The sequence below is a fragment of the Butyrivibrio hungatei NK4A153 genome (genome assembly GCF_000424465.1).
GTDB classification, from domain to species: Bacteria; Bacillota; Clostridia; order Lachnospirales; family Lachnospiraceae; genus Butyrivibrio; species Butyrivibrio hungatei_A.
Window position 1 is genome coordinate 1 of the sequence record NZ_AUJY01000008.1, and the last position, 15600, is coordinate 15600.

Sequence of the window (15600 nt, forward strand, 5' to 3'; positions counted from 1 at the left end):
TAAGAATCTTAGGTGTTGTAAGACCATGGTTAGTTACCTGGTCAATAAAATATTCCTTGAACTCAAGAGTGAACGTTAGCCTATAGGGGGTAGCTGTGTGTGTATAAGGATTCTGAACAAGAATTGCAACTTGTTCATTTGTGTAACATGGTTTCTTTTTTGGATTCATATAGAGTCCTCCCTTGCTAATTATATCAGCAAAGACAGTTACATCCGTGTCCACATGTTGGGATTATCACATTTTTTAGTAAATATACAGCCAATGTTATGTCCACATGTCGGATTTGTTGTTTGAAATCCTGCCAAAATGCTTTTTGGCTGTGTCCACTTCTTGGGGTTCATTTTAAGGAAATGACACCGTACAGAAAGGCTGAAAGGAAAGCGTACGGTGTGAAAATGGGAAATGACACCGTACAGAAAGACTGAAAGGAAAGCGTACGGTGTGAAAACAGGAAATGACACCGTACAGAAAGGCTGAAAGGAAAGCGTACGGTATAAAGGCAGGAAATGGTACCGTACAGAAGAGACGGAAGGAAAGTATACGGTGGCAGATGCAATCTATTAATAATTTGAAGTATAGTTTTCAATTAGATGAACGTTTAGCTGGAAATACTTGACATGAACGAGACGTTGGTATAATATCTTTTTAAATAAATATTCAATAAACCGTTGAAGCGGAGATAACGGCAATGATGCCAATACAGAGAGTCTGAGGTGCTGAGAATCAGGCATGAAACAAGTTGTCAAATGGACCGCTGAGGGCGTAGTGAAAAGTGAGATATGAAATCTATGGTTTTCTTCATCGAACTTTGTTCTGACGAGTGCTAAGCACGAGAGCAGGGCTTCCGATGAAAGTGATTTTTGGGTATGGAACTACCGCATAATTATTCACCCAGTATTCTACGACGTAAGGCATGCGTGATTTGCCGGGGATATGTTGGTATCTCGCTAAGTTGCATGGTAACACATGAATTCAAGGTGGCACCGCGGATAAAGTTTAAGTATTCGTCCTTGATAGAGTCTAGGCTCTATCAAGGACTTTTTTGCGTGATATAGGTGTTACAATACAATCATTTGTCATGCTTGCATGATCAAATGCTTGCATTGATAACCCGAACAGACATGAGGAAGTAGCACGATAGTGCGGATTCCGAATGGATGTAGGATTGCGGGAGCGAAGCGGAGCAATCCGTATATCACGCAAAATAAGTGCAGCTAATGCGCAGGGATTTCGCAATCGAAATCCTATGCAATAAGCACACCTTGTGGTAATGATAATAATTGCTTTGTAATACCGCTCGATTGCTACTCTTTGTTCCGTGATAACGGATTTGTTGAGATTGGGATTGCGGCATATAAAGGTTTTAATCCTTGCACTTTTTATATGTTTTTTTACCGTAAGAAAAGGCTCAAAAGCATATAAATCGGTTCTTGCACATATTATCTATATGTTTTTGCTGAAAAAATATAGGCAAAAAGGCATATAAAACCTTATGTTTTTTGAATTTTATACCATGACTTTATTTCGGAGGTATATAAAAAGGATTTATAACAGCATTTTATATGCTCGGAGCAATTCAAATATCGCGCAACCGCGCAAAATAGGCGTAGCTAACGCGCAGGGATTTCGCAAGCGAGACCACGCAAAAACATAAGCAAAGCAAAACATAAGCAAAGCAAAACATAAGCAGAGTATCAACCCTTAGTAAACCGATACAATTCATCACCGACACAATTCATCACCACGAAAGGACAGTACTATGAACATTACACCTACATTGGAACAAGTAAAGAGCATAGCTGCGACAAAGGAATACAACGTTATTCCTGTAAGCTGCGAACTTTTGTCGGATTTCATCACTCCGATCGAAGCAATGAGAAAACTTAAGAACGTATCGACTCACTGCTATATGCTTGAGTCGGCGCAGGCGGACGAGACCTGGGGAAGATATACATTTATGGGGTACGATCCCAAGATGGAAATAACCTGCAAGGACAATGAGCTTGTTGCGGGAGATCTCAAGGTGACAACGGATAAGCCTGATGCATACCTTCGAGACATCCTCTCAAAGTACAAGAGCCCGAGATTTGATTACCTTCCTTCTTTTACAGGCGGACTTGTCGGATATTTCTCTTATGACTATTTCGGATATTGCGAACCGACTGCAAAATGCAATGTAGAGGACACCGATGCATTCAAGGATCTGGACCTCATGCTCTTTGACAAGGTCATTGCCTTTGATAATGTAAGACAGAAGATAATTCTTATCATAAATATCAAGACAGAAGGCAACATTGAAGAGAATTATAACAATGCCAAAGAAGAACTTGGAAAGATAAAAGATCTTTTGTACAAGGGAGAAAAGAGTACCGAAAAACCCGGAAAGCTTCTTGGCGAAGTGACACCTCTTTTTACCAAAGAAAAATACTGTGACATGGTTGAGAGAGCTAAGGATCATATCAAAGAAGGTGACATCTTCCAGATAGTCCTTTCCAACAGACTTTCGGCCGATTACGAAGGAAGTCTTCTAAATACATACAGAATGCTCAGAACAATCAATCCTTCGCCCTACATGTTCTATTTTTCCGGAACAGACGTGGAAGTTGCGGGAGCATCGCCTGAGACGTTGGTTAAACTTGAGAATGGCGTGCTTCATACATTCCCTCTTGCGGGAACAAGGAAAAGAGGTGAGACCGAGGAAGAGGACAAGGCCCTTGAAAAAGAGCTTCTTGCGGATAAAAAAGAACTTGCGGAGCACAACATGCTTGTTGACCTTGGAAGAAACGATCTTGGCAAGATAAGCGAGTTTGGAAGCGTAGAAGTTGAAAAGCTCCACGAGATCACAAGATACTCACACGTAATGCACATCGGTTCAACGGTACGCGGAATCATCAGAAAAGAGTTTGATGCCATAGATGCGGTAAATGCGGTACTTCCTGCAGGTACACTTTCTGGAGCACCCAAGATCAAGGCATGCAAGCTTATCGGAGAACTTGAGAACAACAAGCGCGGAATTTACGGCGGAGCTGTTGGATATATAGATTTTACGGGCAACATGGACACATGTATCGCCATAAGGATAGTTTACAAGAAGAATGGCAAAGTGTTCGTTCGAAGCGGAGCCGGCATCGTAGCCGATTCCAATCCGGAGAAAGAGTTTGAGGAGTGCCTCAACAAGGCAAAGGCTTCACTCAGAGCACTTGAGCTTTCACAGGAGGTGGAGTGATGGTCTTATTGATAGATAACTATGACAGTTTTTCATATAATCTGTATCAGATGATCGGTGAGATAGAGCCTGACATCAAAGTGATCAGAAACGATGAACTTACAATTGATGAGATAAGGGCGCTTAAGCCTGACAGACTTATCATTTCGCCGGGGCCCGGAAGACCTGAAGATGCGGGAATAATCGTAGAAGCTGCAAAAGAACTTGGAAGAGAAATCCCTACACTAGGAGTGTGTCTCGGCCATCAGGCCATCTGCATGGCGTTCGGAGCTACGATAACATATGCAAAAGAGCTGATGCACGGCAAAGAATCGACAATATCTTTTTATGCGGATTGCCCTTTGTTCAAAGGGCTTCCCGAAAAGGTGAGCGTGGCAAGATATCACTCACTTGCAGCAGATGAAAAGACAATGCCTGAGTGCCTTGAAGTTGTCGCAAAGACAGACGACGGCGAGATCATGGCAGTTCAGCACAAAGAGTATCCCATATACGGAGTGCAGTTCCATCCCGAGTCAATAATGACTCCCGAGGGAAAAGAGATGTTAAGAAACTTTATATGATATAGGCGTCGTAAGTCCAAAATGCGTACATGCTTGTATGTTAAGCATTTTGACTTTATGACCCGAACAAATATGAGGAATTAGCAATTTGCGTAGTAAATTAGCGGTTTCCGAATATTTGTAGAATTGCGAAAGTTTCGAAGAAACGGAGCAATTCGTATATCATAATCAAATAATTTAAATCAGGAGGCAATAGCAATGATCAAAGAAGCAATAGTAAAAATCGTAAACAAAGAAGACCTTACATATGATGAGGCTTATGCAGTAATGAATGAGATCATGGGAGGAGAGACAACACCTACACAGAATGCAGCTTTTTTGTCAGCTCTTTCCACAAAGTCAGCAAAGGCTGAGACAACAGATGAGATTGCAGGTTGTGCAGCAGCTATGAGAGACCATGCGACCAAAGTTGACACCGGAATGGATATCTTCGAGATTGTAGGAACAGGCGGAGACAACGCTCAGAGCTTTAACATTTCAACTACATCTGCACTTGTTGCGGCAGCAGGCGGAATGAAAGTTGCAAAGCACGGAAACAGAGCAGCTTCTTCAAAGTGCGGAACAGCTGACTGTCTTGAGGCACTTGGCGTAAACATTCAGCAGGATCCCGAGAAATGTATCGAACTTTTAAAGGAAGCAGGAATGTGCTTCTTCTTTGCCCAGAAATATCACACGTCAATGAAGTATGTAGGCGCAATCAGAAAAGAACTCGGATTCAGAACGGTGTTCAACATCCTTGGCCCCCTTACAAATCCCGGATCACCCAAGATGCAGCTTCTTGGTGTTTACGATGAGTATCTCGTTGAACCCCTTGCAAGAGTTCTTGTAAGCCTCGGAGTTGAGAGAGGTATGGTAGTTTACGGACAGGACAAGCTCGATGAGATCTCACTCAGCGCTCCGACAACAATCTGTGAGATCAGAGACGGATGGTACAAATCATATGTTATAAAGCCTGAGGACTTCGGACTTACAACATGCAAGAAAGAGGACCTTGTAGGCGGAACACCCGATGAGAACGCCGAGATTACAAGAAAGATCTTAAAGGGCGAGAAGGGACCCAAGCGCGATGCGGTTCTTTTAAATGCCGGTGCATCTCTTTACATCGGTGGAAAGGCAGACACCTTCGAAGCAGGAGTTAAGCTTGCGGCAGAGCTTATTGATTCAGGCAAAGCATACGAGACACTTGAGAAACTTATTGAAGTAAGTAACAGGTAAATAACTATGACTATTTTGGATGAACTCGCAGCATATGCGAGAAAACGAGTTGATATAGCCAAAGAGAAAGTTTCTTTGGAAGAGGTAAAGCAGAAGGCACTTGCGATGCCCAAGGGAGATTTCCGGTTTGAGAAGAACCTTAGGCGTGATGATATTTCTTTTATCTGCGAGTGTAAAAAAGCTTCTCCTTCAAAGGGTATAATCGCTGAGGAATTTCCTTATCTGGAGATTGCAAAAGAGTATGAGAAAGCAGGCGCTGACTGCATTTCCGTATTAACAGAGCCGAAGTGGTTCCTGGGAAAAGATGAGTATCTTAAGGAAATCACAGATACTGTAAAGATTCCCTGCATCAGAAAAGATTTCACGGTAGATGAGTACATGATCTACGAAGCAAAAGTACTCGGCGCTTCGGCGGTTCTTCTCATCTGCTCAATCCTTGATGATGCGGCTATAGAGAAGTATCTTGGAATATGTAACGACCTTGGACTTTCCGCTCTTGTCGAGACTCATGATGAGGAAGAGGTCAAAAGAGCTGTTTCACTCGGCGCTTCCATAATCGGTGTAAATAACCGCAACCTCAAGGACTTTAGCGTTGATACATCAAACAGTGAGAGACTTAGAAAGATAATTCCTTCTAGTTCTGTCTTTGTTTCCGAGAGCGGCGTAAAGACGGCGGAAGATGTAGCAAAGCTTAGAAAAATCGGCGCGGATGCGGTACTTATAGGCGAAACGCTGATGAGAGCAGCAGATAAGAAGGCTAAGCTGAATGAACTTAAAGGCATATGATGTCTTTAATAAGGAAAAGAGCTATGACAGATAATAGATACAAGCGCCCAAAGATAAAGCTGTGCGGGCTTTCGTCGGCTTCGGATATAGAAGCTGCAAATGCGTTAAAGCCTGAATTCATCGGTTTTGTCATATGGGAAAAGAGTAAGAGAAATGTCGGTAAGGACAAGGCAGCAGAGCTAAAGAAGATGCTTGATCCGCAGATTAAGGCGGTTGGAGTCTTTGTTGACGAGGATGCGGAAGTTGTCGCAGATCTTTTGAATAAAAATGTGATAGACATCGCGCAGCTTCACGGAAGCGAAGATAACAGCTATATCGCAAAACTTAGGAAGCTGACAGATAAGCCTGTCATCAAGGCTTTTCAGGTTAAGGGCAGCGAAGATATAGCTGATATCGAGAAATCCGATGCCGACTATGTGCTTATCGATTCCGGTCAGGGAGCGGGAAAAGCGTTCGACTGGAAGATACTTAAAGGGGTGAAAAGAGATTTTTTCCTCGCCGGAGGGCTTGATCCCGATAATGTTGCGGAAGCTGTGAGGGTGGTTGCACCCTATGCGGTTGATGTAAGTTCGGGGATAGAGACAGACGGCAAAAAAGACAGAAGCAAGATGGAAAGATTTGTCGGAAACGCAAGAAATTAGTATAAAGACACGATGGCAATCAGATAAATAAATTGCGAAAGATCTATCGTATCAGCACGCTAATTCGCAGGAATCTGCGATTACATGAATAAAAACATTTTTTGTGAAAGGATGTACCATGACTAATAAAAATGGACGTTTCGGTATACACGGCGGACAGTATATACCCGAGACACTTATGAATGCAGTAATAGAGCTTGAAGAAGCTTACAATCATTACAAGAACGATCCTGAGTTCAACGCAGAGCTCACAGAGCTTTTAAATGAATATGCGGGAAGACCTTCACGCCTTTACTACGCTGAGAAGATGACAAAGGACCTTGGCGGAGCAAAGATCTATCTTAAGAGAGAGGACCTTAACCACACGGGCTCTCATAAGATAAATAACGTTCTCGGACAGGCTCTTTTGGCCAAAAAAATGGGAAAAACAAGGCTCATAGCTGAGACGGGCGCAGGACAGCACGGTGTTGCAACAGCTACGGCTGCAGCTCTTATGGGCATGGAGTGCGTTGTATTTATGGGCGAAGAGGATACTAAGAGACAGGCTCTTAACGTGTACAGAATGAGACTTCTCGGCGCAGAAGTTATCCCTGTTAAGTCAGGAACCGCAACACTTAAGGACGCCGTATCGGAGGCCATGAGAGAGTGGACTTCAAGAATTGACGATACGCATTACTGCCTCGGATCTGTCATGGGACCTCATCCGTTCCCAACAATAGTTAGAGATTTCCAGTCTGTTATCTCTAAGGAGACTAAACAGCAGATTCTTGAAAAAGAGGGAAGACTTCCCGATGCGGTTATCGCATGCGTTGGCGGCGGATCAAACGCTATCGGAAGTTTCTATAACTTTATAGAAGATAAGGAAGTAAGGCTTATCGGCTGCGAGGCAGCAGGACGCGGAATAGATACTTTCGAGACTGCAGCGACCGTCAATACAGGAAGAGTGGGAATTTTCCACGGAATGAAGTCATACTTCTGCCAGGATGAGTACGGCCAGATTGCGCCTGTTTACTCGATATCCGCAGGACTTGATTATCCCGGTGTCGGACCTGAGCACGCATACCTTCATGATATCAAGAGAGCTGAGTATGTGCCTGTGACTGACGACGAGGCTGTTAATGCTTTTGAATATCTTTCACGCACAGAGGGAATCATCCCCGCAATTGAGTCTGCTCATGCGGTTGCCTATGCTATGAAGGTCGCAAAAGAGTATGACAAAGACAAGATCATCGTTGTAACAATCTCGGGAAGAGGAGATAAGGACTGCGCAGCAATCGCTCGCTACAGAGGGGAGGATATCCATGAGTAACATTAAGAAAGCATTTGAAAACGGCAAGGCATTTATCGCCTTCATCACATGTGGAGATCCCGACCTTGAGACCACCAAAAAAGTTGTTCTTGAAGCATGCAAAAACGGTGCAGATCTTATAGAGCTCGGAATACCTTTTTCCGATCCCACAGCCGAGGGACCTGTAATTCAGGGTGCAAATATCCGCGCGCTGGCAGGAGGCGTTACAACAGATAAAGTTTTTGATCTTGTAAGGGAACTTAGAAAAGAAACAGATACACCTTTCGTGTTTATGACTTACGCAAACGTAGTATTTTCATATGGTTCTGAGAAATTCATCTCACTCTGCAAAGAGACGGGCGTAGACGGAATTATTCTTCCCGATCTTCCGTTTGAGGAAAAAGAGGAGTTTTCTCCTGTCTGCGATAAATACGGAGTAGATCTTATTTCGCTTATCGCGCCCACATCCGAGAACAGAATCTCAATGATCGCTAAAGAAGCACAGGGCTTTATCTACATCGTATCAAGTCTTGGTGTAACAGGAACAAGATCTGAGATTAAGACAGACCTTGCATCGATCGTAAAAGTCATTCGCGAGAACACCGATGTTCCCTGCGCAATCGGCTTTGGAATCTCAACACCCGAGCAGGCAGCCAAGATGGCAGCAGTATCTGACGGCGCTATTGTTGGTTCTGCGATAATCAAGATTCTTGAGAATTATGGAAAAGAAGCTCCGAAGTATGTCGGAGAGTATGTGAAGTCAATGAAGGACGCGCTGTGAATAAGCTTTGCATAGTTTGCACAAATTTTTTAATACTTTGATAAGTGCTCTGCACGAAAAAGAGGACTCGCACTAATTTGATCACTTAGTGCGAATCCTCTTTTTATCTATAATGGAAAAACTATATTGTTTACTGCCCAATCATGCTTATTACAAGACCTACGAGTATGATAGCCGCACAAAAGATCTTGTAGCCGATATTTTTTTCCTTGAAGATAAACTTTCCGCATATGATAGAGACGATGCAGGCGGATTGTTTGAGAAGAGTCATTATTATGACTTTCGAATCAGCGAAGGAATTGGCGATAAACAGCGCTTTGTCCGCAATAAAGAACAGGAAACTGAGTATCCAGATCCAGCCGTTCTTCCACACGGAAGAACTTATCTTGATGCGTCTTACGACAAAATACATGCCGTAGAAGATCACAAGATAAAACATGTACCAAAACTGAAGCTGAGAAGAATTGATATCTCTCATATATATTTTGTCGAGGCAACCGGATATCGCATTGCAGATGCAGGAAGCAAGTACCATCCATACATATATGGATGGTATTTTTTCTGCCTTGTATGTTCCGCGGGTGTCGGAACGCTTTTTCATCTCGGGATAGATCTTTAAGAACAAGAGCCCGAAGAGTATGAGTAGAAGGCCGACTGTTGAATATATTGAGCCTTTTTCTTTTAACACAAATATTCCGAACGCGGTTGAAAAGAGAATCCTTGAGAGGTCAAGAACTCCGTATAAGCTGATGGGGATATTGTCGAGCGCCTTAAACGAGCATATCCACGCTATGAATATTACAAAACTCTTTATTGCGATCAGGAAAAAATATTTCGGAGGAAATCCTTTAAATGCCGCGGGCGCCTCCGGTATGCAGAATAAAAATGTAAGGAAGGTATATACAAAAAGCACTTCCATTACTGTATTTTTAGTCAGCGCTTTCTTTTTTACAACATCACGGAATCCTTTTACTATTCCGTAGAACAAAACAAGTCCGGCCCAAAGCATTTCTAAGATATCTCCTTTATAAATAAGTAAATCCGAAACATTATATCATTTTTGCCACTTTATGTATGTAATTTATGATTGAAAATTGCCTACTTGATTATTACAATATTATTAACAATATGTTAAGGAGAATTTTGTATGAGAAAAGTTTTTGATGCGCTAAAATACGCTGTGATCATGGCGTTTTGTATTTTTTTATTTGTTAAAACAGACTGTAAGGCTTATGCTGCTGACTGGTATATTTCACCGTCGGGTAACGATTCAAACGCCGGCACGTCTGTATCCGCTCCGTTTAAGAGCCTTATGAGAGCTCAGGAGGCGGCTTCGGTGGGAGACACCGTGTATATTATGGGCGGCACATACAATGATTTTGGTATTGCGGCCAAAGACAACAACTACAATTATGTAAATGAGTTTACAAAGAGCAACATCACTTACAGAGCTTACACATCCAAGGAGGTACCTGTATTTGATTTTTCAAGAGTGCCTACGGATAAGAGAGTGGCGGCTTTTCATATCAAGAGCGGAGTGCAGGGAGTGTATTTCCTCTGCTTTAAAGTTACGGGAGTTCCTGTGGGAAACCAGAAGCAGTCTGAGTGTTTCAGAGTAGAGGGAAATGCCACGTTTAATCAGATCACATGCTGTGATTCACAGGCAAACGGTTTTTATTTCTGCAACAACGGAAGCGGTAAGTGCATAAAGTGCGATGCTTATAATCTTTTCACTTCGAATAGAAATTCCAATTCGAATACCGACGGTTTCGGCGCGCACGGTCAGGGCGTTGTTTTCCAGCAGTGCAGGGCATGGTCATGCGGTGATGACGGATTTGACTGCATTACATCCAAGGGTGCCAACACTTTCGAGAACTGCTGGGCATTTAATATGAATAAAGGCGGAGATTCCAATGGATTCAAGATTGGTGGCTACGGCACGGGCAAGGTTCCGAACACAGTTCCTGTACATACCGTATCACATTGCATTGCTGTAAATAATGCATCCAACGGATTCTATGCAAACCACCAGCCCGGACAGGCAGCAAACTGGACCAACAATGTGGCTTACGGTAATGCAAGAGGCAACTATAACATGCTTGAAAGAGTGAGTCCTTCGGATTCCAAGGATATTCCGGGAACAAGAGAGTTCCTTAGATGCAATATTTCTTTAAATGGAGCGGTTACAAATATCGGTAGAGGAACAAAAGTTGGAAGTTGTTCATGGAACAGTGGATATAACTGCACTAACGACGATTTTGAGAGCCTTGATGCTTCACAACTTTCAGCACCTCGAGGCGCAAACGGAGTGCTTCCCAATATCAACTTTATGAAGCCCGTGAGCGGAAGTGATCTTCAGGATATCGGATATTATATGAATTGATTTATGGAATAAATTGCGGAATAGATTTATTTTTTTCACTGTTTATTGAGCTTTTTTTGTGTTGTATAAAACGTTTTTAATAATCTGTTTTGATAAAAGTATCGTATCACATACCACAATTTTATATGTTTGCTGAAACAGAAAAGTGCAAATGATAGTATATTTATGGCTTTAATAATGAATACTACGATATAAGAAAAAAGAGATAAAGAATATAGAAAATACGAGGTCTATGCATGGAAAAAGAAAAGCGTGACTACAGGAAGGAGCTTAATGCAATTCGGATTGAGAGAGAAGAAGTGCAAAGCAGATACGCCGGATTGCGAAAAGAACTTGAAAGTCAAAACGAGGAGCTGGTTCATAGGATGAATAATGAATACAGAGATTTAGAGTATTCAAACATAAATAACGATCCTGTACTCGTGGACATGTACGAAAGGCGTGCAGCATATTTTAGAAGGAGTAATAACGATATTTCAGATTTTTATGATTCTATAGAACAAAAAGAACGAAAAATAATGGATGAACTTGATAAAAAGGAATATAGAATCAAAAAGGAAATGAGCAGCGACGAAAAAAATAATGAGTGATTAGGAGTATGAAAAATGGCTGATGGAATGGAAATAAAGATTAAAGGCGATGAAATAGAAAGTTTTAGGAAACGTCTTTTCGTAGCAGGATGTTATCTTGGAGAAGACATCGACGAGGCTAAGAAAGATCATAAAAGTAATATAACAGCAAATAAAAGTGCACATATGAGATTCGCTGAGGAGAAAGAGTTGCGGAAAAATACACAGGATTCGGCAATTAATGAATGTAAAAATATTGCAACTATGAAAGAGAACTATGAAGATGCCGACCAGCAGGCAAGCAATTATATAACAGTGGACTTAACTGCAAATATACCCGATTATAATAAGTACAATACTAAAAACTCAAATACGCTGGATCAGGCTGAGTTGCAGGAGATATATGACGAAATTATGGCAGATGAAGCAAAGAAAAAAGCTAGAAAAGAAGCTTTTGATAAACTGTTTAAAGGGCATTGATTAAAGAAAAGTATAAGATTATGAGTGAAAAACGTAAGTGAGGAAAAACAATGGTAGAAAGTGATTATTTAGATCAGGGAAAGCTGAAAATGCAGTGTCATACAGCGATTTCCGTTTTTACAGCAAATAACGGGAAGCTCTCAGCATTAAGAAGAATATATAATTCGTCACGAGATGTTACTTTTACAGGTAAGGGATCAGAAAGTTTTTTTGGACATTGTGATAATTATGTTGTTCTTATAGATGCCATCATGACTGCAAATGATTGTGATATTGCAGATAATAAAACTCTGTGGGCTATGCTTGGCTTTGATATTCTTGATGGCAGTGTTATTTTACCCAAAAAAAGAGAAGCAAAGCAAAATGAAGAGCATGAACGTCATGAAGCCGATAAAGCAAAAAGGAGAAGAGATTCTGCGCCTGAAGATGAAAAAGGGTATTGGGATTCAAAATATCATAATCATTTGAATAGGGCAGATATTTATGAGGAAGAATACAATTACTGGAAAGGACTCGAAGAGAAGTTTGATCAGATAGAAACTGACTCAAAAGGTTTATTTAAGGATAGTGTGTCTATTAGGACAGCAGCAACAAATGGACTTAAGGAACTTTCAAGAGATTTTTCTACTAAATCATTTGTATTCTTTTATAACCCGCTTTGGAAAAACGGCATAGAAAAACTGTGTAATCAGGTTTCCATGGTTGATAAATGCAAGGAAAAGTGGAAAGATGGAAACGGTGTATATAATCTTGATGTTTTAAAAGATATATTAAACAATAGGATGGATGAGTTATCTGCACCTGAAGTTACGGCTTTCGAGGAGGTTCTTAAAGAACTACATCCAGAGGCTCAGAAGCAGGTTATCGGACATGCTGTTGCCGGAGATGCTGACATAAAAGATCTTATTCAGGGAGTTGTTAAGTCTTTCGGATCCGGAGCTAAAATAGGAGTTGATGAATATAATGTTTTAACTTCAAAAGATGATAAAAGTGCCAGAAAAGCTTGGCTTAAGCTTACAAAAGATTTTGAGTCTGCTACTGCAACTTGGGCAGGAACATTATTTTATACTGGAAATATAAGAGAAGCATTTGGCACGTTGACAACCGATGTGAAAAAGGACTTTATTAAATCTATTTCGGAAGAAGGCGATGATTTAGTAAATGTAAGTGGATTCGAAATAATAAAACGTTCCTTTAAAAAAGATTTTAAGTCTTATGCTTTTAAGAATGTAGAAAAAGCCGGTGAGGCTGCAATAGAAAATGCAGATGATATAGCTGAGGGAACATTAAGAGGCATAAAAATAAAAGCTAAAGATGCAGCGAGATTAGATAATGTAAAGGCCGGAGTAAAATGGGCGGGCACGCTTGTTGACTTTGCTTTTAATGCATCAGATAACTTGGAAGAGCAGGAGCTGGCGCGTAAGTCAGGCATAGAAATGTCAAACGGAAGAGTGGCTGCGGAAACAGTAATTGAGACGCTTGTTGATGTAGGTGTTGGATTTGTCGGTAATGCAGCTGCAGGGTTTGCAATAGGTGGGGCGGCAGCGCTTCTAGGACTTTCAGCTCCTGCCATTGCTGTTACAGCTGCGAGTGCAGTTGTAGTTTGGGGGATTAACGAAGCCTTTAAACACAAAACGGGAAAAGATGCAGGAGAAAATGTTGCAGATATTGCGTGTGATATTATGGGATTAAAATAGTTTTGTTTTACTACTAGTTGATGGAGGAGAATAATGGGTTTAGTAACTGTTTTAATAATATTGGCATGGGAATGTATAGTAGCCATGTTTGCTTTTTTGCTTCATGTTATTCCGCTTAAAAATTATTATAAGAATATTGTTAAGGTACAATTGTTTTTATCATCAAGTGCACTTATATTGGGACTGTTTGTTCATTACTATGTGAAAATGAATTACGATTCGGGTATCTTTTACGGAAGCAAGTGGGATGATAGAGGCGAGCCAGAAATGGTGATATTGTTTTTGACATTCTTTATTTGTTCATTGATCCATTTTGCTGCTGATAAGAAGAATAGCCGCAATAAGATAGAGACTTTTGTATTAAGAGCTGATGAATACAAAATAGTAAAAGATGTTGAGTATTTATATATGCCGACCGTAAAGAATTATTGTGAATTTGACAGAGGAATAATTGCCTTTTCAGGTAATATGCCTAATCGAGAGATTGATGGCACATTTACATGTAGGATGGTAAAAGACGGAATATATGAATGCTTTGAGTATAAGGCATTGTCAGGCGAAAATAATAAGTTGAGTTTTTCAAGAATAAAACAAATTATTATTTGGCTCTTAGGTGCAATAGATGTAGTGTTGGCAGGCATTTGGATTTCACAAGATCCTAAAATGCATATAGATGTTGTGTCGCATTTTTTGCCGGGGTTAAGTTTAATTCTTTTTGGAACGATGCTTTTTGAACTGCTTAAAGGAACTAAGGGATTATTTGCCAAAATTATGATTGCGTTCTCGATTTTTTTAATTATCATAGGAATCGTTAGCTTTTTTAAATAATTAGGGGGTTAAAATGGACGTTAAAGTAAAAGATCTACTGCCAATCGGTAGTGTAATATGGCTCAGGGATTCAAAGCATCCGCTTATGATTTTTGGAGTTAAGCAGCAGAATCTAGAGACTAAGCAGGAATATGATTACATAGGAGTCCTTTATCCGGAAGGAAATCTTGGAGGAGAATCACAGTTTATGTTTATGCATAAGGACATCGAAAGAGTGTTGTTCCACGGCTTTGAAGACGAGAGCAGAACAGAGTTCATTGAGAAGCTGTCTGAGTTCTACGGAGAGTGATATTTGGCATAAAGGCTATTTGATAAAAAAGTAATGCTAGTGTGGTAAAGGATATGCTTATAGTAACTATAACGATAATATTAGCGTGGGAATGTATAGTAGTTATGTTTGGCTTTTTACTTCACGTTATTCCACTTAAAAATTATTATAAAAATATTGTTAAGGTACAATTGTTTTTATCATCAAGTGCACTTATATTGGGGCTGTTTGTTCATTACTATGTGAAAATGAATTACGATTCGGGTATTTTTTACGGAAGCAAGTGGGATGAAACCGGTGCTTCAGATATGTTGGTTTTGTTTTGGGTATTCTTTATTGGTTCTTTAATCCATTTTTATGCTGATAAGAAGAATAGCCGTAATAAGATAGAGACTTTTGTATTAAGAGCTGATGAATACAAAATAGTAAAAGATGTTGAGTATTCATATATGCCGACCGTAAAGAGTTATTGTGAATTTGACAGAGGAATAATTGCTTTTTCGGGTAATATGCCTGCTCGAGAGGTTGATGGCACATTTACATGTAGGATGGTAAAAGACGGAATATATGAATGTTTTGAGTATAAGGCATTATCGGGCGAAAATAATAAGTTGAGTTTTTCAAGAATAAAACAAATTATTATTTGGCTCTTATGCGCAGTAGATGTAGTGCTGATAGGTATTTGGCTTTCACAAGATCCTAAAATGTATATAGATATTGTGACGCGCTTTTTGCGGGGGTTAACTATAATTCTTTTTGGAACGGTCCTTATTGAACTGCTTAAAGGAACAAAGGGATTGTTTTCCAAAATTATGATTGCGTTCTCGATTTTTTTTATCATCATAGGATTTATTAGCTTTTTTAAATATTAACAGGG

The 15600-nt window shown here is 40.4% G+C and carries 15 protein-coding genes; 14 read left to right on the forward strand and 1 reads right to left on the reverse strand.

Going from position 1 to position 15600, the window contains the following annotated elements; genetic code table 11:
* Nucleotides 1-1760: 1760 nt before the first annotated feature.
* The 7 genes from trpE to trpA all read left to right on the forward strand — a co-directional run bounded on the left by trpE (nucleotide 1761) and on the right by trpA (nucleotide 8498).
* Nucleotides 1761-3227 carry an anthranilate synthase component I gene (gene trpE / locus G628_RS0105610; RefSeq protein WP_027208669.1) on the forward strand — a complete coding sequence of 489 codons (1467 nt, stop codon included), beginning with the start codon at nucleotides 1761-1763 and terminating at the stop codon, nucleotides 3225-3227.
* The gene (locus G628_RS0105615; RefSeq protein ID WP_027208670.1) at nucleotides 3227-3787 is read left to right on the forward strand and encodes an anthranilate synthase component II; all 561 of its coding nucleotides are present in this window, start codon (nucleotides 3227-3229) and stop codon (nucleotides 3785-3787) included. The genes trpE and G628_RS0105615 overlap by 1 nt, the downstream gene beginning before the upstream one ends.
* A 198-nt stretch (nucleotides 3788-3985) precedes the next feature.
* Nucleotides 3986-5002, forward strand: a complete 1017-nt coding sequence (gene trpD / locus G628_RS0105620) for an anthranilate phosphoribosyltransferase (protein ID WP_026668179.1) — start codon at nucleotides 3986-3988, stop codon at nucleotides 5000-5002.
* Between the two features lie 6 nt (nucleotides 5003-5008).
* Nucleotides 5009-5788 (forward strand): indole-3-glycerol phosphate synthase TrpC, encoded by a 780-nt coding sequence (gene trpC / locus G628_RS0105625; RefSeq protein WP_027208671.1) that lies wholly within the window; start codon nucleotides 5009-5011, stop codon nucleotides 5786-5788.
* 23 nt (nucleotides 5789-5811) lie between these two features.
* Nucleotides 5812-6429 carry a phosphoribosylanthranilate isomerase gene (locus G628_RS0105630; protein ID WP_027208672.1) on the forward strand — a complete coding sequence of 206 codons (618 nt, stop codon included), beginning with the start codon at nucleotides 5812-5814 and terminating at the stop codon, nucleotides 6427-6429.
* A gap of 118 nt (nucleotides 6430-6547) precedes the next feature.
* Nucleotides 6548-7738, forward strand: coding sequence for a tryptophan synthase subunit beta (gene trpB / locus G628_RS0105635; protein ID WP_026514971.1), 1191 nt, complete (start codon nucleotides 6548-6550; stop codon nucleotides 7736-7738).
* Complete coding sequence (trpA, locus tag G628_RS0105640) at nucleotides 7731-8498, forward strand: tryptophan synthase subunit alpha (protein WP_026654139.1); 768 nt, start codon at nucleotides 7731-7733, stop codon at nucleotides 8496-8498. The genes trpB and trpA overlap by 8 nt, the downstream gene beginning before the upstream one ends.
* A gap of 130 nt (nucleotides 8499-8628) precedes the next feature.
* Here the strand turns inward: trpA and G628_RS0105645 are convergent, their stop codons facing one another.
* Nucleotides 8629-9507: an EamA family transporter gene (locus G628_RS0105645; RefSeq protein WP_027208673.1), complete on the reverse strand. Its 879-nt coding sequence runs from the start codon at nucleotides 9505-9507 to the stop codon at nucleotides 8629-8631.
* A gap of 138 nt (nucleotides 9508-9645) precedes the next feature.
* Between G628_RS0105645 and G628_RS0105650 the strand changes: the two genes are divergently transcribed.
* The 7 genes from G628_RS0105650 (at nucleotide 9646) to G628_RS0105680 (ending at nucleotide 15595) form a co-directional block, all read left to right on the forward strand.
* The gene (locus G628_RS0105650; protein WP_027208674.1) at nucleotides 9646-10881 is read left to right on the forward strand and encodes a right-handed parallel beta-helix repeat-containing protein; all 1236 of its coding nucleotides are present in this window, start codon (nucleotides 9646-9648) and stop codon (nucleotides 10879-10881) included.
* A gap of 236 nt (nucleotides 10882-11117) precedes the next feature.
* Nucleotides 11118-11471 carry a hypothetical protein gene (locus tag G628_RS0105655; RefSeq protein ID WP_026654142.1) on the forward strand — a complete coding sequence of 118 codons (354 nt, stop codon included), beginning with the start codon at nucleotides 11118-11120 and terminating at the stop codon, nucleotides 11469-11471.
* Between the two features lie 15 nt (nucleotides 11472-11486).
* Nucleotides 11487-11930, forward strand: coding sequence for a TIGR04197 family type VII secretion effector (locus G628_RS0105660; RefSeq protein WP_026654143.1), 444 nt, complete (start codon nucleotides 11487-11489; stop codon nucleotides 11928-11930).
* A gap of 299 nt (nucleotides 11931-12229) precedes the next feature.
* Nucleotides 12230-13627, forward strand: a complete 1398-nt coding sequence (locus G628_RS0105665) for a hypothetical protein (protein WP_155833770.1) — start codon at nucleotides 12230-12232, stop codon at nucleotides 13625-13627.
* Nucleotides 13628-13660: 33 nt separating this feature from the next.
* Nucleotides 13661-14455, forward strand: a complete 795-nt coding sequence (locus tag G628_RS0105670) for a hypothetical protein (protein WP_027208676.1) — start codon at nucleotides 13661-13663, stop codon at nucleotides 14453-14455.
* Between the two features lie 13 nt (nucleotides 14456-14468).
* Nucleotides 14469-14744: a DUF4176 domain-containing protein gene (locus tag G628_RS0105675; protein WP_027208677.1), complete on the forward strand. Its 276-nt coding sequence runs from the start codon at nucleotides 14469-14471 to the stop codon at nucleotides 14742-14744.
* A 41-nt stretch (nucleotides 14745-14785) separates the two neighbouring features.
* Complete coding sequence (locus tag G628_RS0105680) at nucleotides 14786-15595, forward strand: hypothetical protein (protein WP_196803713.1); 810 nt, start codon at nucleotides 14786-14788, stop codon at nucleotides 15593-15595.
* Nucleotides 15596-15600 lie beyond the last annotated feature (5 nt).

Bases quoted from the DNA above. Each gene is read 5' to 3' on its own strand.
- trpE (WP_027208669.1), top strand. From the start codon at position 1,761: ATGAACATTACACCTACATTGGAACAAGTAAAGAGCATAGCTGCGACA.
- G628_RS0105650 (WP_027208674.1), top strand. From the start codon at position 9,646: ATGAGAAAAGTTTTTGATGCGCTAAAATACGCTGTGATCATGGCGTTT.
- G628_RS0105645 (WP_027208673.1), bottom strand. From the start codon at position 9,507: ATGCTTTGGGCCGGACTTGTTTTGTTCTACGGAATAGTAAAAGGATTC.
- trpC (WP_027208671.1), top strand. From the start codon at position 5,009: ATGACTATTTTGGATGAACTCGCAGCATATGCGAGAAAACGAGTTGAT.
- G628_RS0105670 (WP_027208676.1), top strand. From the start codon at position 13,661: ATGGGTTTAGTAACTGTTTTAATAATATTGGCATGGGAATGTATAGTA.
- G628_RS0105660 (WP_026654143.1), top strand. From the start codon at position 11,487: ATGGCTGATGGAATGGAAATAAAGATTAAAGGCGATGAAATAGAAAGT.
- G628_RS0105615 (WP_027208670.1), top strand. From the start codon at position 3,227: ATGGTCTTATTGATAGATAACTATGACAGTTTTTCATATAATCTGTAT.
- G628_RS0105655 (WP_026654142.1), top strand. From the start codon at position 11,118: ATGGAAAAAGAAAAGCGTGACTACAGGAAGGAGCTTAATGCAATTCGG.
- trpD (WP_026668179.1), top strand. From the start codon at position 3,986: ATGATCAAAGAAGCAATAGTAAAAATCGTAAACAAAGAAGACCTTACA.
- G628_RS0105630 (WP_027208672.1), top strand. From the start codon at position 5,812: ATGACAGATAATAGATACAAGCGCCCAAAGATAAAGCTGTGCGGGCTT.
- trpB (WP_026514971.1), top strand. From the start codon at position 6,548: ATGACTAATAAAAATGGACGTTTCGGTATACACGGCGGACAGTATATA.
- G628_RS0105665 (WP_155833770.1), top strand. From the start codon at position 12,230: ATGCTTGGCTTTGATATTCTTGATGGCAGTGTTATTTTACCCAAAAAA.
- G628_RS0105675 (WP_027208677.1), top strand. From the start codon at position 14,469: ATGGACGTTAAAGTAAAAGATCTACTGCCAATCGGTAGTGTAATATGG.
- trpA (WP_026654139.1), top strand. From the start codon at position 7,731: ATGAGTAACATTAAGAAAGCATTTGAAAACGGCAAGGCATTTATCGCC.